The sequence below is a fragment of the Nocardia sp. NPDC006044 genome, from assembly GCF_042871115.1.
In the GTDB taxonomy this organism is placed as follows: domain Bacteria; phylum Actinomycetota; class Actinomycetes; order Mycobacteriales; family Mycobacteriaceae; genus Nocardia.
Genome location: NZ_JBIAID010000005.1, coordinates 238,377 through 256,051, shown reverse-complemented (window position 1 = coordinate 256,051; position 17,675 = coordinate 238,377). Strand labels below are relative to the sequence as shown.

24 protein-coding genes are annotated in these 17,675 nt (G+C 63.6%); 4 read left to right on the top strand and 20 right to left on the bottom strand.

Annotated elements, in window-relative coordinates; translation table 11 throughout:
• Window positions 1-483: 483 nt before the first annotated feature.
• From map to rpsH, 9 genes are all read right to left on the bottom strand, one after another.
• A complete protein-coding gene (map, locus tag ACFYO1_RS37410; RefSeq protein WP_387242225.1) occupies window positions 484-1,284 on the bottom strand; it encodes a type I methionyl aminopeptidase in 801 nt (266 codons plus the stop codon).
• Between the two features lie 22 nt (window positions 1,285-1,306).
• On the bottom strand, window positions 1,307-1,864 hold the full coding sequence (locus ACFYO1_RS37405) for an adenylate kinase (RefSeq protein WP_387242222.1): 558 nt from the start codon (window positions 1,862-1,864) through the stop codon (window positions 1,307-1,309).
• Window positions 1,861-3,183, bottom strand: a complete 1,323-nt coding sequence (gene secY / locus ACFYO1_RS37400) for a preprotein translocase subunit SecY (protein WP_387242219.1) — start codon at window positions 3,181-3,183, stop codon at window positions 1,861-1,863. The genes ACFYO1_RS37405 and secY overlap by 4 nt, the downstream gene beginning before the upstream one ends.
• Before the next feature lie 185 nt (window positions 3,184-3,368).
• Window positions 3,369-3,812, bottom strand: coding sequence for a 50S ribosomal protein L15 (rplO, locus tag ACFYO1_RS37395; protein WP_150404111.1), 444 nt, complete (start codon window positions 3,810-3,812; stop codon window positions 3,369-3,371).
• Window position 3,813: 1 nt separating this feature from the next.
• On the bottom strand, window positions 3,814-3,993 hold the full coding sequence (gene rpmD / locus ACFYO1_RS37390; RefSeq protein WP_150404110.1) for a 50S ribosomal protein L30: 180 nt from the start codon (window positions 3,991-3,993) through the stop codon (window positions 3,814-3,816).
• Window positions 3,993-4,652 (bottom strand): 30S ribosomal protein S5, encoded by a 660-nt coding sequence (rpsE, locus tag ACFYO1_RS37385; RefSeq protein ID WP_107654159.1) that lies wholly within the window; start codon window positions 4,650-4,652, stop codon window positions 3,993-3,995. Before rpsE ends, rpmD begins: the two co-directional genes overlap by 1 nt.
• A 28-nt stretch (window positions 4,653-4,680) precedes the next feature.
• Window positions 4,681-5,088 carry a 50S ribosomal protein L18 gene (rplR, locus tag ACFYO1_RS37380; protein ID WP_378713354.1) on the bottom strand — a complete coding sequence of 136 codons (408 nt, stop codon included), beginning with the start codon at window positions 5,086-5,088 and terminating at the stop codon, window positions 4,681-4,683.
• Between the two features lie 2 nt (window positions 5,089-5,090).
• Window positions 5,091-5,630, bottom strand: coding sequence for a 50S ribosomal protein L6 (gene rplF, locus ACFYO1_RS37375; protein WP_387242213.1), 540 nt, complete (start codon window positions 5,628-5,630; stop codon window positions 5,091-5,093).
• A 15-nt stretch (window positions 5,631-5,645) separates the two neighbouring features.
• A complete protein-coding gene (rpsH, locus tag ACFYO1_RS37370) occupies window positions 5,646-6,044 on the bottom strand; it encodes a 30S ribosomal protein S8 (protein ID WP_069161946.1) in 399 nt (132 codons plus the stop codon).
• Window positions 6,045-6,368: 324 nt separating this feature from the next.
• Between rpsH and ACFYO1_RS37365 the strand changes: the two genes are divergently transcribed.
• Window positions 6,369-6,938 carry a Uma2 family endonuclease gene (locus tag ACFYO1_RS37365; protein WP_387242210.1) on the top strand — a complete coding sequence of 190 codons (570 nt, stop codon included), beginning with the start codon at window positions 6,369-6,371 and terminating at the stop codon, window positions 6,936-6,938.
• Window positions 6,939-7,300: 362 nt separating this feature from the next.
• On the opposite strand, the gene ACFYO1_RS37360 is transcribed toward ACFYO1_RS37365, so the two are convergent.
• Genes ACFYO1_RS37360 through ACFYO1_RS37330 form a run of 7 tightly spaced genes read right to left on the bottom strand, consistent with a single transcriptional unit; the run spans window position 7,301 to window position 11,121 of the window.
• Window positions 7,301-7,678 carry a hypothetical protein gene (locus tag ACFYO1_RS37360; RefSeq protein WP_387242206.1) on the bottom strand — a complete coding sequence of 126 codons (378 nt, stop codon included), beginning with the start codon at window positions 7,676-7,678 and terminating at the stop codon, window positions 7,301-7,303.
• 12 nt (window positions 7,679-7,690) lie between these two features.
• Complete coding sequence (locus ACFYO1_RS37355; RefSeq protein ID WP_387242203.1) at window positions 7,691-8,044, bottom strand: DUF6086 family protein; 354 nt, start codon at window positions 8,042-8,044, stop codon at window positions 7,691-7,693.
• 7 nt (window positions 8,045-8,051) lie between these two features.
• Complete coding sequence (locus tag ACFYO1_RS37350; RefSeq protein ID WP_387242200.1) at window positions 8,052-8,396, bottom strand: Imm8 family immunity protein; 345 nt, start codon at window positions 8,394-8,396, stop codon at window positions 8,052-8,054.
• A 7-nt stretch (window positions 8,397-8,403) separates the two neighbouring features.
• Complete coding sequence (locus tag ACFYO1_RS37345) at window positions 8,404-8,874, bottom strand: SMI1/KNR4 family protein (protein ID WP_387242197.1); 471 nt, start codon at window positions 8,872-8,874, stop codon at window positions 8,404-8,406.
• Window positions 8,867-10,279 (bottom strand): deaminase domain-containing protein, encoded by a 1,413-nt coding sequence (locus ACFYO1_RS37340; protein WP_387242194.1) that lies wholly within the window; start codon window positions 10,277-10,279, stop codon window positions 8,867-8,869. The genes ACFYO1_RS37345 and ACFYO1_RS37340 overlap by 8 nt, the downstream gene beginning before the upstream one ends.
• Complete coding sequence (locus ACFYO1_RS37335) at window positions 10,276-10,578, bottom strand: WXG100 family type VII secretion target (RefSeq protein ID WP_387242191.1); 303 nt, start codon at window positions 10,576-10,578, stop codon at window positions 10,276-10,278. Before ACFYO1_RS37335 ends, ACFYO1_RS37340 begins: the two co-directional genes overlap by 4 nt.
• Window positions 10,579-10,593: 15 nt before the next feature.
• Window positions 10,594-11,121 carry a WXG100 family type VII secretion target gene (locus ACFYO1_RS37330; protein WP_387242189.1) on the bottom strand — a complete coding sequence of 176 codons (528 nt, stop codon included), beginning with the start codon at window positions 11,119-11,121 and terminating at the stop codon, window positions 10,594-10,596.
• 264 nt (window positions 11,122-11,385) lie between these two features.
• Here ACFYO1_RS37330 and ACFYO1_RS37325 point away from each other — a divergent pair, with 264 nt between their 5' ends.
• The gene (locus ACFYO1_RS37325) at window positions 11,386-11,574 is read left to right on the top strand and encodes a hypothetical protein (protein ID WP_387242186.1); all 189 of its coding nucleotides are present in this window, start codon (window positions 11,386-11,388) and stop codon (window positions 11,572-11,574) included.
• Window positions 11,575-11,663: 89 nt separating this feature from the next.
• Here the strand turns inward: ACFYO1_RS37325 and ACFYO1_RS37320 are convergent, their stop codons facing one another.
• The 4 genes from ACFYO1_RS37320 to rplN are packed head-to-tail and all read right to left on the bottom strand — an operon-like array spanning window position 11,664 to window position 13,104.
• A complete protein-coding gene (locus ACFYO1_RS37320) occupies window positions 11,664-11,849 on the bottom strand; it encodes a type Z 30S ribosomal protein S14 (protein ID WP_040731429.1) in 186 nt (61 codons plus the stop codon).
• Between the two features lie 2 nt (window positions 11,850-11,851).
• On the bottom strand, window positions 11,852-12,415 hold the full coding sequence (gene rplE, locus ACFYO1_RS37315; RefSeq protein ID WP_150404096.1) for a 50S ribosomal protein L5: 564 nt from the start codon (window positions 12,413-12,415) through the stop codon (window positions 11,852-11,854).
• 1 nt (window position 12,416) lies between these two features.
• Complete coding sequence (gene rplX, locus ACFYO1_RS37310) at window positions 12,417-12,734, bottom strand: 50S ribosomal protein L24 (RefSeq protein ID WP_387242182.1); 318 nt, start codon at window positions 12,732-12,734, stop codon at window positions 12,417-12,419.
• Between the two features lies 1 nt (window position 12,735).
• Window positions 12,736-13,104: a 50S ribosomal protein L14 gene (gene rplN / locus ACFYO1_RS37305; RefSeq protein WP_107654146.1), complete on the bottom strand. Its 369-nt coding sequence runs from the start codon at window positions 13,102-13,104 to the stop codon at window positions 12,736-12,738.
• 328 nt (window positions 13,105-13,432) lie between these two features.
• On the opposite strand from rplN, the gene ACFYO1_RS37300 reads away from it, so the two are divergent.
• Window positions 13,433-15,469 (top strand): M13 family metallopeptidase, encoded by a 2,037-nt coding sequence (locus ACFYO1_RS37300; protein WP_387242179.1) that lies wholly within the window; start codon window positions 13,433-13,435, stop codon window positions 15,467-15,469.
• A gap of 97 nt (window positions 15,470-15,566) precedes the next feature.
• On the top strand, window positions 15,567-17,606 hold the full coding sequence (locus tag ACFYO1_RS37295; protein ID WP_387242176.1) for a M13 family metallopeptidase: 2,040 nt from the start codon (window positions 15,567-15,569) through the stop codon (window positions 17,604-17,606).
• Window positions 17,607-17,675: the final 69 nt, after the last annotated feature.

Here is a 17,675-nt window from a genome sequence, read left to right as displayed (position 1 = left end):
GCCGCAAGGAAATTCGCACACCACACACAATTTCCGATGCGCGCGCCCGTCCGGGCGAGGTGGCCGCGCACTTGAACCACGTGATGCGCCAACCGGATTCGAGTAGTCGTCTACTCGGGCAGTGCCCACCCGGCCGGACATAGGCTGACAGCAGAGTTCAACACTGTAGCGATCAGGCCACCAACGTCGACCTGATCCGGCACTCGGGCAACGCCGCCCGGCCCAACGTCACGGTCGCGCGCAGCAGGCGCAAGGAACGACGACACCGATCCAGCGAGCCGCTGGGTATCGCCGCAAGGCGAGATCGTCCAGCGGGGGCCGCCACCCCCGCCGGCGTCGGTGCGTATCGTCTCCTCGTCACGCCGCGTCCCGACCGCTAGTGTCTCGAATAACGTTGCGCCGCTCGATCTTCCGCACAGGAGGGGTCGGCAGGGATCGGCGGCGCCGACCGTGCACCGCACAGCAATGTTGTGCAGGGGGTGGTTACTCCGGGCGCAGGGTGAGGATGCGGGGGCCGTCCTCGGTGACGGCGACCGTGTGCTCCCAGTGCGCGGCGCGGGTGCCGTCCACGGTGACGACCGTCCAGTCGTCGTCGAGCACCTGGGTCTGGGTGGTGCCGAGCGTCAGCATCGGCTCGATCGCGAGGACCGATCCGACGACGAGTTTCGGGCCCTTGCCCGGGTCGCCCTCGTTCGCCAGGAACGGATCGAGGTGCATCTCGCGGCCGATGGCGTGACCGCCGTAGCCGTCCACGATGCCGTAGGCGCGGCCGTGCAGTTGTTCGGCCGCGCGGGTGCCCAGTTCGATGGCGTGCGAGACGTCGGAGAGCCGGTTACCGGGCACCATGGCCTCGATACCCGCTTCCATCGACAGCTTGGTCGCCTCGCTCAGCAGGCGGTCGGCGTCGATGATGGTGCCGACGCCGAACGTCCACGCCGAATCACCGTGCCAGCCGTCGAGAATGGCGCCGCAGTCGATGGAGACCAGGTCGCCCTCGGTGAGGATCTCGTCCGCGGTCGGAATCCCGTGCACCACACGGTCGTTCACCGACGCGCAGATCGACCCGGGGAAGCCGTGGTAGCCCTTGAAGGACGGCACCGCACCGGCGTCGCGGATCAGCTGCTCGGCGACCTCGTCCAGCTCCAGGGTGGACACCCCGGGCTTGGCGGCGGCGCGCACGGCGACCAAGGCGCGGCCGACGATCGCGCCGGCCGCCGCCATGGCTTCGAGTTCACCGGTGGTGCGAAACGGCACCACCTTCTTGCTCTTACGGCCGAAGACCATCAGCCCACCGTCGTGCAGCGCATCAGCGGCCCAGGGCGTGCAGCACGCGGGTATGCACCTCGTCGATGGTGCCGACCGCGTCCACCGGGACAACCAGGCCGTCGTAGTGCTCGAGCAGCGGCGCGGTCTCGTCGCGGTAGACGACCATCCGGTTGTGGATGACCTCGGCGTTGTCGTCGCTGCGCCCGCTGGTGCGGCCACGCTCGACCAGGCGCTCGATCACGGTCGCCTCGGGCACGTCGAAGCTCAGTACAGCGTCGAGCTTCTTGTCCATCTCGGCGAGGATCTTCTCCAGCGCGTCGGCCTGATCGACCGTGCGCGGGTAGCCGTCCAGCACGAAGCCGTTCGCGGCGTCGGTCTCGTTGACCCGGGCCTCGACCATGCGATTGGTGACATCGCTGGGCACCAGATCGCCCGCGTCCATGTACTTCTGTGCTTCGCGACCGAGCAGGGTCTGCTGGCTGATGTTCGCGCGGAACAGATCCCCGGTGGAGATGTGCGGGACGCCCAGTGTTTCCGAAAGCAGGACGGCCTGGGTGCCCTTGCCGGCACCCGGCGGACCGAGCAGTACAACTCTCACTTGAGGAACCCTTCGTAATTTCGATTCATCAGCTGGCTTTCGATCTGCTTGACCGTGTCCAGGCCGACACTCACCATGATCAGCACCGCGGTGCCGCCGAACGGGAGGTTCTGACCGTTACCGGAAGCGCCGATATCGAGGAAAAGATTCGGCAGGACAGCTACGAGACCGAGGTAGACCGAGCCGGGGAGGGTGATGCGACTCAGCACATAGTTGAGGTAATCCGCGGTGGGCTTGCCGGGGCGGTACCCCGGGATGAAGCCACCGAACTTCTTCATCTCGTCCGCGCGTTCCTCCGGGTTGAAGGTGATCGCGACGTAGAAGTAGGTGAAGAACACGATCAGACCGAAGTAGATCGCGATGTAGACCGGGTTGCCCGGGTTCACCAGGTACTTGGCGATGATCTCCTGCCACCAGCTCGGGTCCGGGTTGTTCCGCGAGGAGGTGAGCTGGGAGACCAGGTTGGGCAGGTACAGCAGCGAGGACGCGAAGATCACCGGGATGACACCGGCCTGGTTGACCTTCAACGGCAAGTAGGTCGAGGAGCCGCCGTACATCTTCCGGCCGACCACGCGTTTCGCGTACTGCACCGGAATACGCCGCTGGCCCTGTTCGACGAAGATGACCGCGGTGATGATCGCGAACGCGGCGACACAGACCAGGCCGAACACCAGACCGCCGCGGCTGTCCAGGATCTGCTTGCCCTCGGTCGGGATACGCGCGGCGATACCGGCGAAGATCAGCAGCGACATGCCGTTGCCGACACCGCGCTCGGTGATCTGCTCGCCGAACCACATGACCAGGGCCGCGCCGGCGGTCATCACGAGCACGATGATGATCATGCCGAAGATGCCGTTGTCGGCGATGATGTCCTTGTCACAGCCCTGCAGCAGCTGCTTGCGCGAGGCCAGCGCGACGAGGCCGGTGGCCTGCAGGATCGCGAGCGCGATCGACAGGTACCGGGTGTACTGCGTCATCTTGTTCTGGCCGGACTGGCCTTCCTTACGCAGTTCCTCGAACCGCGGGATGACGACGGTCAGCAGCTGGATGATGATGCTCGCGGTGATGTACGGCATGATGCCGATCGCGAACACCGACAGCTGCAGCAGCGCGCCACCGGAGAACAGGTTGATCAGCTGGTAGATACCGCCGGAATCACCGCCGGACACCTGCTTGATGCAGTCCTGGACGGCCCTGTAATCGACGCCGGGGGACGGCAGCGCGGCACCCAGACGGTACAGCGCGATCAACCCCAGCGTGAAGAGAATCTTCCGCCGTAAGTCCGGAGTCCGGAAGGCCGATACGAAGGCGGAAAGCACAGATCCTCCTGGCGAACGACATGGTGGTCAGGACATGGTTGATTCAAGCAATACTCCAGATCCGACGCCGCGGCATCTGGGGACGCTGAAAACCATGACGAGGCTTGGCAGACAACAACTTGAACTCTAACAGTGGCACCGGACGAGCTTTCACTCGTCCGGTGCCACTGGTTGTCAGATTACCGTCAGCCCAGCTCGGTGACAGTGCCACCGGCCGCAGTGATCTTTTCCTTGGCCGCGCCGGTCACCTTGTCGACGGTCACCTGGACCGCGACGCCGATCTCGCCGTCGCCGAGGACCTTCACCAGCTGGTTCTTGCGAACCGCGCCGGCCGCCACGAGCTCGGCCTTGCCGATCTCGCCGCCCTCGGGGAAGAGCTTGGCGATGACGCCGACGTTCACGACCTGGTATTCCGTGCGGAACCGGTTCGTGAAGCCCTTGAGCTTGGGCAGCCGCATGTGCAGCGGCATCTGCCCACCCTCGAAGGCGGCGGGGACGTTCTTGCGTGCCTTGGTGCCCTTGGTACCACGGCCCGCGGTCTTACCCTTGGAACCCTCACCACGGCCGACCCGAGTCTTCTCGGTCTTGGCACCGGGCGCGGGACGCAGGTGATGCAACTTGATGGTCATGTCAGACCTCCTCAACTGTCACGAGGTGGCGCACGACATTGATGAGTCCCCGGTTCTGCGAGTTGTCCTCGCGAACCACGGTCTGCCGGATCTTGCGCAGACCGAGCGTGCGCAAGCTGTCACGCTGGTTCTTCTTGGCGCCGATCGTGCTCTTGATCTGGGTCACCTTGAGATCTGCCATTACCTGGCACCTCCCGCAGCCTGGGCGCGCGCACGCAGCATGCCCGCAGGGGCAACGTCCTCGAGCGGCAGGCCACGGCGAGCCGCGACCTCTTCCGGACGCTGCAGCATCTTGAGCGCCGCAACGGTCGCGTGCACGACGTTGATGGCGTTGTCGCTACCGAGCGACTTCGCCAGGATGTCATGAATGCCGGCGCATTCCAGCACGGCACGGGCCGCACCACCGGCGATCACACCGGTACCGGGCGAGGCCGGACGCAGCATGACCACACCGGCCGCCGCCTCACCCTGAACCGGGTGGACGATGGTGGAGCCGATCATCGGGACGCGGAAGAAGCTCTTGCGAGCCTCCTCGACACCCTTCTGGATGGCCGCGGGAACTTCCTTGGCCTTGCCGTAGCCGACGCCGACCAGGCCGTTGCCGTCACCGACGATCACGAGGGCGGTGAAGCTGAAGCGACGACCACCCTTCACGACCTTGGAGACGCGGTTGATCGCGACGACGCGCTCGAGCTGGTTCTTCTCGGCCTGCTGGTCGCGACGGTCGTTGCCGCCCCGACGGTCGCGGCCACCGCCGCGCTGGTTGTCGCCGCCACCGGCGGCACCATTCTGCTGTCCGGCGGGTCCGTTGCCGCCGTCACGCCGTTGACGTCCCGGCATCAGACGTTCCTTCCGTTGGTCTTGATCATCAGAACTTCAACCCACCTTCGCGAGCAGCGTCGGCGAGCGCCGCGATGCGGCCGTGGTAGTCGTGACCACCACGGTCGAACACGACGGCCTCGACGCCGGCGGCCTTGGCCCGTGCGGCCAGCAGTTCGCCGACCTTCTTGCTCTTGGCCGACTTGTCGCCGTCCAGCGCACGCACGTCGGCCTCGATCGAGGACGCGGCGGCGATGGTCTGGCCGATCGAATCGTCGATCAGCTGCGCGTGCAGGTGCCGCGAGGAGCGGTTGACCACCAGGCGCGGACGCTCGGTGGTGCCGGCGACCTTCTTGCGCAGACGGAAGTGACGGCGGGTCTTCGACAGACGACGCGTCGTGGACACGTCCTTGCCGCGCGGCTTGCGCTTGGCGATCTGGTTTTCGGTTTGCGCCATGATCACTTACCCGTCTTTCCGACCTTGCGGCGAACGACCTCGCCGGCGTAGCGGATGCCCTTGCCCTTGTACGGGTCGGGCTTACGCAGTCCGTGGATCACAGCGGAGATCTGACCGACCGCCTGCTTGTCGATTCCGGACACGGAGAACTTGGTGGGCGACTCCACCGCGAAGGTGATGCCCGCCGGGGCCTCGACCGGCACCGGGTGGCTGTAGCCGAGGGCGAACTCCAGGTTCGAGCCCTTGGCCTGCACGCGGTAACCGACACCGAAGATTTCCATCTTCTTCTCGTAGCCCTTGGTCACGCCTTCGACCATGTTGGCGACGAGGGTGCGGGTCAGGCCGTGCAGCGAGCGGTTCTGGCGCTCGTCGTTCGGGCGAACGACCTCGAGCTGGCCGTCGTCACCCTTCGTGATGGTGATCGGCTCGGCGACGGTGTGCGTCAGGGTGCCCTTGGGACCCTTGACCGACACCTGCTGGCCGTCGATGGTGATTTCGACGCCGGCCGGAATTGCGATGGGCTTCTTGCCAATACGCGACATTTGTCCTACCTCCCCTTACCAGACGTAGGCGAGGACTTCCCCGCCTACACCTTGCTTGGCCGCCTGGCGATCGGTGAGCAGGCCGGTCGACGTGGAGATGATCGCCACGCCGAGGCCACCCAGGACCTTGGGCAGGTTGGTGGACTTCGCGTACACACGCAGACCCGGCTTCGAGACGCGGCGCAGGCCCTGCAGGCTGCGCTCACGGCTGGGGCCGTACTTGAGATCGACGACCAGGGCCTTGCCCACGGTCGCGTCCTCGGTCCGGTAATCGGCGATGTAGCCCTCGCGCTTGAGGATCTCGGCGATGTTCGCCTTGAGCTTCGAGTGCGGAGCCTTCACCTGATCGTGGTACGCCGAGTTGGCGTTGCGCAGACGAGTCAAGAAGTCCGCGATCGGATCAGTCATGGTCATGGTTAGACCTCGACACCTTTCTCGCTACGGTTCCCATGCAACACCGCCATGTACAAGACATGCCGATCGTGGGCCTACAGCAATTGGGCTGGTCCGGCCGACGCTTGCCGACCGGATGAGTTCTCGAAACGAGTTCTCGGTGCCTAGGACGGGCCGCGAGATCTGGCGGCTACTGCACACAGACCTGCGGACACAGAGGTGCCCAGGCAACCGGTCTAGTGTAGACAACCCCCAGCTGACGGCCAAATCCGGGTGCGTGCCCCCCGCCGCTACGCAGTTCCGACGGAGGACCGACTGGGTACGCTTGCGAGTATGACGATCGAAGTGTCGGCCGGTCTGCCGCACGAGATGACCGAGGAGGAGTACCGCCGCCTGCCCGAGTCGATCTCGCGCGAGATCGAGGTCGTGCATGGGCATGTGATCGTCTGCGAATCCCCGGTACCGGAGCACAATCGGGTCGCACGCAGGCTCGCCGGCGCCATGGAGCAGTTGCCGAGTACCGAACCATGCGTGCGCGTCGAAACCGATATCGACGTTGTTCTTTGGCGGGTACCGAAGTTCACATTCCGCCGACCGGATGTGATGGTTTACCGCTGTCTGCCAGAACGCGGCGCGAAGCCGGAAGCAGGCGATGCGCTGATCGTCATCGAGGTTTCGTCACCCTCCACCGCGGCCGAGGATCTGCTCGATAAAAAGGTTCAGTATGCCCGCGCAGGCATTCCGGCGTATCTGGTCGTTTCTCTCGACACCAAGTACGACATCGAAGAGGTCCGTGAGTTCCGACTCGACGCGCACGCCGCCGAGTACCGGTTACACCGGTTACATCGCGAAGGTTTCCTCGAGCTCGAACATGTCGTGCTCGGTGAGATCAGCTTCGTTGACCTGACCCGATAGCCGCGCGGCTCGGCCTCCAGCACACCGCACAGGTGCGCGATCCATCGCGCAATCACAAGTCGCCCGTCTACATTTCGTGCGCGCGGCACGAATGCGATCCAACAGGAGCGCATGGTTCTCCAGTATGTGGAGTCGTTCGGATAAATCACCAGAGCGCAGGCGTCCGAACTCTGCATGATCACGTCCCAGCAAGCCAGCACGTTGTTACGCAGAACGGCTCGTGCTGAAACTCTGGCATTGGCAGGGGAACGAAAAGGCCTTCATTCAGTCACCCGAGCAAGCACCGACTAACGGGACATGATGGCGACAAACGTCGAATAGGCCCTGCACCATGTCCCGCTCAGTGCCTGAAGCCACCGGGCTCAGTCAGAAGTTCGGAACTCTGGATCCGCATCGCTGCGAATCCGAACGCTACCCCAGTCACCGGCCACCGAGTACACCCCACCTGTGTTAGTCAGAGAATCAATGTTGCCCAGGTCCTCGGTGCCGGTATCGTCCCTATACTTTCGAAACGAACGTCCTAGCCATTCGACGCCGAGAACTCCACTGAAGACAAGTTCTCCACCGACGTAGCAGTACTGTTCACCAGCGGCAGGCGCATGATAAAGAGGGTGCTCAGGTGTCAAAACCGCTTCGAGCACAAACTTGATCTCAGCAGCACTCTCGACAATCTCCAAAACATAGCTGTCCGCCAGATATAGGCCATCAAGATTTGGGTAACTCATATACTCGCGTGTCACGTCATAACCCAATCATCGAGCCATCGGCAGTCTCAACGCCCCGTCCAGAAACTCACGCTCGCTGTCAGTAGATGGCGAAATATACTTGCCTCCACGTTCCAGAATCACGATAGACGGCGCAAGCACGCCCCCGATCAACCCTTTGAGCACGTGATGCCCGCTCCCGAAGTAGGTCTCATACATCAACTTTACGAGTGCCTCAAAACCATTGATATCGATAACCCAAAGATCTGAAGCCATCGCGCTGAGCCCCGTGGGTACAGCCAGAACCTCTCCGACATCCTGAACCATCCGGACATACAGGTCACCTACCCGGAGCGACGGACTCCAGACTGTCAAATTATCGATCTCGAAAACGTAGCTCATTGCGCCCTCACGGCCGATAGTCGTGAAATTCCCATCTGGCGATATGGCCGATCTCCTCCGCCAACTCCGCCCAAGTCGGGCGTTCCAGATTCCGCAGCAAGTCATCGACATACCGCTTGACCAAGGCGGTATCGATGCGCGGTAACACCACCAGGTAGCGGGCCGAGTCCGGGTCGCTCGCATCGACGAGATTATCCCGCGCCTCCGGTGTACATACCGTGAGATCGAAGGATTCTTCGCCACGACCCCCGACCGGACCGATCATCAACTGAACGAACAGTGAATCCTGAGGCAACGCCCCCTGCTCCAGATCCGCGTCCGGACTGTGGATATATTTCAACTCAGCCTTCATCGTTTGACTACGCGCCGCGCAGATTCTTTTGAAGCTCGAAAGCCTGACGCAAGAACGCAAGGAACGAGTCCGCCAGCAGTTGATTTTCCGGAGTTCCTTCTTGGTAGGCATACACAGCTTCGGAGCCCCGATCGAAGAAATACACCTTATAGCCCTGATGGTGTCCGAAAAAGAAACGATCCCGCAAAGACAATACTTCCCCCGAACCACTGCTTATATCCGCCGCCGCCTCGCTTGCCTCCAGCAGTGAGGGATAGAACAAATCGGTTCCCACAAAAAAGCTTCCTGCACCTCTGCCCAGAACCTCCAAGAAGGCGATATACTCATCCGGAACCGGAAACCCATCCAGGGCCGTTGATACTATCTGTGCAATCTCCTCAGCGGTACACCCGACGACCTCGTCGGCTGATGCGAACCCGGCATCTACTAGATCCTGACATAAAGTTCTCATAGACTCAATATTTTCTGCCCTAGCCATACGTCACATTCACCTCCACTCCGGGAAATTTCTCTTTGAATTGCTTGATAACGTCCGTACATGCGTCACAAGGTGACCGCTCGGTATACAGATTGATAGCCCCTTTCGAGTCCGGACGAAGTTGTTGCGCAAGACTGTCAAGGATCTTGAACTCAGAGTCGACCGGCCGGACCACCGAGCCGTCAACCGATTGAGGACGCAGGATAGGATTCGTCGGCGCGTCAACCGTACCCGATGGAGTTCGCGCACCACTTACTGCATCAAGAGAAATGTTCTGTCCGTCGATCTCACCACGAGCGACTGCGACATTTCTGGAATTGGCGACCGCCTCCCCGTTCGCGGCGAGTCGGGCACGTACGCCCTGCGCCTCCTGACTGCCATTGAACTCAGACATGTTCGTCAGACCTGAACCGCGCCCCTCTGAACAACCATCCTTCTTGCCGCGCAATCGCTCCCGCAGGTCCTTTACGGCCTGCTTGGCCTTGCTCATCGCGGTCTTCGCGTCGTCAGCGAGGCCCTTGAGCTGTAAGAGCTTGCGGGCCCGCCAGGCGGTGACGGCTTCTTTTATCTTCACTGCCCATTTGCGGGCTGATTCGGCGGCTTTGGCGCCGGCTATCAGGCCGCCGACGCCGGTCAGGCAGGAGGCTATGACGATGACTGCCACGTTGAGGGCGGCTTCTTCGATGATGGATTCGATGAAGCCTTTGATCTCGTTGCGGAGTTCGACGATGGACTCTTTGTAGTCGAGGCAGGTTTTGCTGATTTGGGTGCAGGTGGTGAGGAGTTGGCCGATGGACGTCTCGAGGGTTTTCAGGTCTTCGCGGACCTGGATCGCGTCTTTGGACGTCACATCGTCGAAGAGGCTGGCGGCGATGGTGATTTTGTCTTTGGCGTTGGTGTTCTGGTAGATCGTGCCGAGGCGGTCCCAGGCGTCGGCGGCCTTGGTCAGGGTGTCGGTGTTGCCGTCGGGGAGGGGGCAATTGATGGCGTCGAGTACTTCGATGGAAGCCTTCGCCAAGCCTTGCGGAGTGCCGCCTGCGGCCGATGCCGGGAGGGCGTAGGGCCCGAAAGTCACTGTCGATGCCGAGTCGGCGGGCCTGTCCGGCTGTGCCGTACCTTTCAGCGCGGCATCGGATTTGGCGTGTTCGAAACCGATGTCGTTGAGGGCGGTGCCGTACGCGCGCAGGGTCGAGAAGGTCTGGTCGAAGAACGACACGGCGTCGCGGGCCGACTCATCGTAGGAGGCTGCCCAGGCGCGGCCGTCTTCGTCTCGGCCTGCCATCTGCCCGCAGCTGTTGAGCTCGCCGAAGACGTATTTGAAGCTGTCGTTCAGCGCGGCGGCGGCGTCGAAGCAGTTGATCGCGGCCTGGTAGTAGACCTTCGGATCGACCTCGAGCTTGGTCATACGCCGAGAATCCGCAGGGTCTGGGATGCGGCGTTGGTGTAGCTGTCGTGTGCGGTCTTCAATGCCGCTTCCAGAGCCACCAGACCGTCCTGCATGTCGGTTACCCCCGCCACCCATTCGGTGTGGGCCTGGCTGTAGGCCATGGCTGCCGCGCCGACCCATACGCCTTCGACTTCCTTGGCCTTCGCTTCCAGCTGCGCCAGCCGATCGGCAACCGCGGCCTTATATGCGCGCATACGGGAGGCCAACTCCTCGAGTTTGTCGAGATCGACCGAGAAGGCCGGTGTATCAGTGGTCATGAGATCGGCCCCCGTTCAAGGCAAGTCCAGCGAGCTGATTCCTGAGGCGAACGACTGGTCGGCCGCCTGGAGTGTCTCAGCGGTCACGCCGAGCTTTTCGGCCAGCTCGAGCAGCGCATCCCATACCTGGTCGGCTCCCTCATGAAACTCATCCCACGCGGCGGTGAAGGCACCCGCGTTATTCCCCGCCCAGCTGTCGATCGTGGCCTTGGTGTCGGTCACCAGCGACGAATACCCGGACTTCAATTCGTCCGCGATCTGGTACGCCATGCGCCCCAGCGCTTTCACCTCTTCGGGCTCAACCGATAGCGACGACGGATCCGCCATGGCGATCAGCTCCTTCAGTGGGAAGTCAGGTGTGCTCTGTACACACTTTGACGCACCGAATGCCGTATCGGTTCCGCCGGATGCTGCGGGTGGTCGAACTGTGGGCGTGTACCGCTCCGAGATACCGCCGTTCGTCCGATGGCGCGCGCCGGTACCGGACCTTTCAGCGGCGACGTCCGCCCCGAACTGATAGGCATGCCCGCTATCGGCAACCACGTGGCACATTGGATGCAACAAAGTCGCAATGTGGTTGTACGCGGGAGGTCTGTCGGGTCTGGACCCACTTCACCGCAATCCAGCAACCTCGATAGGACATCTCAGCGAACCCCACGTGACCTCTGTTGGGCGGGCGTCCGAGCTGCACATACTACGTAGGTACTCGCGACTGGGGCGTAACACTCCGAACCCAGGTCACGGTGTAGTGAAGGAACCATCTGCAAGATCGTCGAGAAGGGACCGCGGGTGAACGTCCTGGTCGAAATGACCGCCCTGACTCTGAGCCGCCCCACTGCCGGGGCCGGCGACATCGAGCGTGCGGCCTGGTACGAGGCCAAAGCCAATCTGCATTCGTACCTCGCCGGACAAGGCGGCGCCGACGCCGCGCGGGAAACCGCGTTGGCGGTCAGCGCCCACCAGCGCTCGCTGGAATTGCTGGGCCAGCTGAACTGACGAGGTCATCGATAACGCACAAAGGCACGGCCTCCATCGGAGACCGTGCCTTTGTTCGGTTCTAGACCGCCCTCACGAGGAGGGCAGGCTCACCAGGAGCTCTTGTGCACGCCGGGGAGCTCGCCGCGGTGCGCCATCTCGCGAAGGCAGACACGGCAGAGGCCGAACTTGCGGTAGACCGCGTGCGGGCGACCGCAACGCTGGCAGCGGGTGTAGGCGCGGACGGCGAACTTCGGCTTGGCCTCAGCCTTGATCCGCAGTGCTTTCTTGGCCATCGTCAGTTCTCCTTGAACGGGAAGCCGAGGTGCTTGAGCAGGGCGCGGCCCTCTTCGTTGTTCGTCGCGGTGGTCACGACGGTGATGTCCATACCGCGCGGACGGTCGATCGAGTCCACGTCGATCTCGTGGAACATCGACTGCTCGCTGAGGCCGAACGTGTAGTTGCCGTTGCCGTCGAACTGCTTCGGCGACAGGCCGCGGAAGTCGCGGATACGGGGCAGCGCGATGGAGACCAGGCGGTCCAGGAACTCCCACATGCGGTCGCCACGCAGGGTGACCTTCGCACCGATGGGCATGCCCTCACGCAACTTGAACTGCGCGATCGACTTGGTCGCCTTGCGGATCTCCGGCTTCTGGCCGGTGATCAGCTCGAGGTCCTTGACCGCACCGTTGATGAGCTTCGCGTCCCGGGCGGCGTCGCCGACACCCATGTTCACGACAACCTTGACCACGCCCGGGATCTGCATCACGTTGGCGTAGTCGAACTCGCTGTTCAGCGCGTCCTTGATCTCGGCCCGGTAGCGCGCCTTCAGGCGCGGCTGGGTCTGCTCAGAGGTAGTCATGTCAGATGTCCTTCCCGTTCTTACGGGAGACCCGGACCCGCTTGCCGCTCTCCTCATCGGTGCGGTAACCGACCCGGGTCGGCTTGCCATCGGAATCGACGACCATCACGTTCGAGACCTGGATGGGGGCTTCCTGGGTCACGATGCCGCCCGAGGAGGCGCCACGCTGGTTCGTGGAGTTTGCGACGTGCTTCTTGATCCGGTTCACGCCTTCGACCAGGACCTTGCCGGTCGCCGGGTAGGCCTGGATGACCTTGCCCTTGGCGCCCTTGTCCTTACCCGAGATGACGAGCACGGTGTCGCCCTTGTGCACCTTCATGTCAGAGCACCTCCGGGGCCAGCGAAACGATCTTCATGAACTTCTTCTCGCGCAGCTCACGGCCGACCGGGCCGAAGATGCGAGTGCCACGCGGGTCGTTGTCCGCCTTGATCAGCACGGCCGCGTTCTCGTCGAACTTGATGTACGAACCGTCCGGGCGACGGCGCTCCTTGGTGGTGCGCACGATGACGGCCTTGACGACCTCACCCTTCTTGACGTTGCCACCGGGGACAGCGTCCTTCACGGTAGCGACGATGATGTCGCCGATACCGGCATAGCGACGCGACGAACCACCGAGAACGCGGATGCAAAGGATTTCCTTCGCGCCCGTGTTGTCGGCGACGCGCAGTCGCGACTCCTGCTGAATCACTTCAGCTCCTCCTGGACCTGGATGTATACGCACGCCGGATTGCCGACCCGACGGGCATGGTCAGTTGCCCTCCGGACGCGCGCCTGCCAGCGGTTTCGTGGATCCGAATGTGCAACTCGAGAACCAACCACTGGGGGTTCACTGCCGGATTGCGGGCATAGCTCCCGCAGGCAACTGGTCCAGTGTAGGTGAACCCGCAGGTCGGCCCAAATCGGGGGTCTCGGCTACCTGGAGAGTGTCCGCGCGGCGGCTACCCTCGGACCGAGCAAGATCAGCAAGGAGAAGCACCGTTCGGCTCGACCGTACCGAAAAGGGGATGCTCTTGAGCTTGTCCGCTCGTCTCGATCGCCGCGCCTTCCTGCTCGCTCTGGCGGCTGTGCCCGCCGCGGCGACGTTGGCCTCCTGCTCGCAGGATTCGCAAGCCTCGAATGTCCGGCTCACCGGCGTCGATCTTTCCGGGGCGAACCCGGCGATCCGCCCGCAGGACGATCTCTACCGGCATGTGAACGGGACCTGGTTGGCGCAGTACCGGCTGCCACCGGACAAGTCGTCGTTGGGTTCCTTCGACGAGGCGAACGACCGCACCGAGCAGCAGCTGCGCGGCATCGTGGAGGGCATCCGCGATCCGAAAGCGGGTTCGACCGAGCAACAGGTCCGCGATCTCTACGACGCCCGGCTCGATCGCGACACGATCGAGCGGCTCGGCATGACACCGGTCGCCGATCTGCTGGCCGCGATCGATGGCGCGAAGACCAAACCGGACCTGGCCAGGGTGATGGGTTCGCTGCCGATCGCGGGTCTGATCGGGTTGCAGGTCGTGGTGGATCAGCAGAACTCCGCCAACTACATCGCTCAGGTCAGTCAGTCCGGCATCGACGCCAACCTGGACGAGCAGTACTACCGCAAGCCCGAGTACGCCGAGCAGATCGCGGCCTACCGGACCTATCTGGAGCAGGTCGGGGCAGGCGCGGGGCTCGCGGATCCGGCCGGCACCGCACAACGGGTGCTCGATCTGGAGACGAAGATCGCCGCCGGGTTCTGGGACAGCGTCCGCGATCGCGACCCCGACACCACGTACAACCCAGTTACCTGGGCCGAATTGATCAAGCTCGCACCGCAATTCGACTGGGACCCGTGGCTGGCGGGCAGCACCGGCCGGCCGAAGCAGCTGTTCGACAACCTGGTGGTCCGGCAGCCCTCGTTCGTCACGACCGCCGGTCAGCTGTGGGCCGACGTCCCGATCGAGCAGTGGCAGGAGTACCTGCGTATCGGGGTCGTCAAGGAATTCGCGCGCTACCTGCCCAAGGCGATCGCCGACGCCACGTTCGAGTTCGTCGACAAGACGCTGCAGGGCCGGAACGAACCCCAGGAACCGTGGAAGGACGGCCTCGACACGGTCGACGCGAACCTCGGTGAGCCGTTCGGCAAACTCTATGTGGCCAAACACTTTCCGGCGTCGGCCAAGGACCGGGCCAAGGCGCTGGTCGCCGATCTCATGTCCGCCTACCGGCAGGACTTCACCAATTCCTTGTGGATGTCGCCGGACACCAAGACCGCCGCCCTCGCGAAGCTCGACAAGATCGTCGCGAAGATCGGCTACCCGGACAAGTGGATCGACTACTCCGGGGTGCGGATCACCAAGGGCAAGCTGATCGAATCCGTCCGCGCCGTAAGGACTTTCGAGATCGCCCGGGCGTTCGACAAGCTCGGCAAGCCGGTCGACAAGACCGAATGGGGCTTCCCGCCGCAGACGGTGAACGCCATGTACGACCCGAACGCCAACCAGATCACCTTCCCCGCCGCCATCCTGCAGGCGCCGTTCTTCGACGCCGACGCCCTGCCCGCGGTGAACTTCGGCGGCATCGGCGCGGTCATCGGCCACGAGATCGGGCACGGCTTCGACGACCAGGGCGCCAAGTACGACGGCGACGGCAACCGGCGCGACTGGTGGACGCCCGAGGACACCGCCGCGTTCAAGGCCAAGACCGAGCAGCTGATCGAGCAGTACAACGCGCTGGTACCCCAAGGCCTCGATCCGGGCAAGCACGTCAACGGCGCGCTGACCGTCGGCGAGAACCTGGCCGACCTGCGCGGATTGCAGATCGCCCTGGCCGCCTACCGCGCGGCCGCCGAGCGCGACGGCAAGCAGCCGGACCTGGAGACGGTGTTCCTGTCCTGGGCGCGGGTCTGGCGGCAGCAGGCGACCACGCAGACCAAGGAGATGCTGCTCGCCAGGGACGTGCACTCGCCCAACGAGTTCCGGGCCAACCAGGTGGTCCGGAATATCGCCGAGTACTACTCGACCTTCGGTGTCGTGGCGGGCGACAAGCTGTTCCTGCCGCCGGACCAGCGGGTCACGCTCTGAGATGGACCGCCGGGCAGCGCCGGCGGCAGGTAGCCTCGGGCGAACAAATCGCGCCTGAAGAGGATGCGGCGGGACCGCATCGGGAGAGGAAATCCTCGTGACACGTCTCGGACACCTGGACCGTCGTGCCTTCCTGATCGCGCTCGGGGTGGTACCCGCCGCTGCCGCGCTGGCGTCGTGCTCGAGCGATACCGAGGAGGCGAGCAAACCGCTCGCCGGTGTGGACATGGGTGGCGCGGACCCGGCGATCCGGCCGCAGGACGATCTGTACCGGCACGTCAACGGAAAGTGGTTGCGCGACTACCAGCTGCCGCCGGACAAGGTCTCCTTCGGCTCGACCAGCGAGGCGGCCGAACGCACCGAGCAGCAGCTGCGCGAGATCATCGACGGCATCAAGGATCCGAAGCCGGGATCCGAGGAGCAGCAGATCCGGGATCTGTTCGACGCCAGGGTGGATTGGGACGAGATCGAGCGGCTCGGGATGACCCCGCTGGCCGGGTTGTTCGCCAAGATCGACGGCGCGGCGACCAAGGCGGACCTGGCCAAGGTGATGGCCGAGCTGCCGATCGCCGGCCTGATCGGCATCGGCATCGGCACCGACCGGAAGAACTCGAACGCCTATATCCCGTCGGTCGGGCAGTCCGGGCTCGGACTCGGCGAGCAGTACTACCGCAAACCCGAATACGCCGACGTGCTTGCGCAGTACCGAATCTTCTTGGGGCGCATCGCCGCCGGCGCCGGACTGCCCGATCCGGAGGGCCTGGCGCAGCGAGTCTTCGACTTGGAGAAGCGCATTGCGCCCGCGCACTGGGACAACGTACGCACGCGCGATACCGACGCGACGTACAACGTGTTCAGCTGGGCCGACATGGTCGCTCTCGCACCGGGATTCGACTGGGATCCCTGGATGGCCGGTAACACCGACCGGCCGCGTGACCTGTTCGCGACGATGGTGGTCGGCCAGCCGTCGTTCATCACCGCGGCCGGTCAGTTGTGGACCGAGGTCGACATCGCCACCTGGCGTGACTATCTCAAGATCAGCGTCATCCGGGAGTTCGCGCCGTACCTGCCCAAGGCCGTCAACGACGCGAACTTCGAGTTCAAGGGCAAGGTGCTCAACGGGCAGGAGGAGCGCCCCGACCGCTGGAAGTACGGGGTCGGGATCGTCGACGACAAGCTCGGCGAGCAGCTCGGAAAAGTGTACGTGGACAAGTACTTTCCGCCCGAGGCCAAGCAGCGCGCCAAGGAGATGCTCGACGATGTGATCGCCGCGTATCGGGACAACTTCACCAACTCGACCTGGATGTCCCCCGCGACCAAGGCGGCGTCGATCGCGAAACTGGACAAGATCGACCCCAAGATCGGTTACCCGGACAAGTGGGTCGACTACTCGCAGATGAAGATCACCAGGGGCAAGCTGATCGAATCCCTGCTGTCCATCAACACTTTCGAATCCAAGCGCGCGTTCGCCCGGCTCGGCACCCCGGTCGACAAGTCCGAATGGGGGATGTCACCGCAGACGGTGAACGCCTACTACTCGGCGTCTTCCAACCAGATCGTGTTCCCGGCCGCGTATCTCCAGGCGCCGTTTTTCGATAAGGACGCGCAGCCCGCCGTCAACTTCGGTGCGGTCGGCTCGACCATCGGCCACGAGATCGGCCACGGCTTCGACGATCAGGGCTCCAAGTACGACGGCGACGGCAACCGGAAAGACTGGTGGACGCCCGAGGACAAGGCCGCCTTCGAAGCCAAGACCAAGCAGCTCATCGATCAGTTCAATGTTCTGGTGCCCGAGGGCCTCGATCCGAGCCAGCACATCAACGGCGAACTGACCGTCGGCGAAAATCTCGCCGACCTGCGCGGCCTGCAGATCACCCTGTCCGCCTTCCGCATCTCGGAGAAGCGCCGCGGCGTCGACAACCCCGACTACCAAACATTTTTCCTGTCCTGGGCCCGAAGCTGGCGGGAAAAGCAGACCAAGGAACTCACGGTCCGCTACCTCGCCACCGACACCCACTCCCCCGCCGAATTCCGCTGCAACCAGGTCGTCCGCAACCTGACCGAGTTCTACAACACCTTCGGCGTCAAAGAAGGCGACAAGCTCTTCATGCCCGCCGATCAGCGCGTCACCTTCTGATTCCCGCACACCCCTCGATCTCCCGCGCATCGTTTCGTCGGCGATTCGGTGTGCGGGAAATCAGCAGGT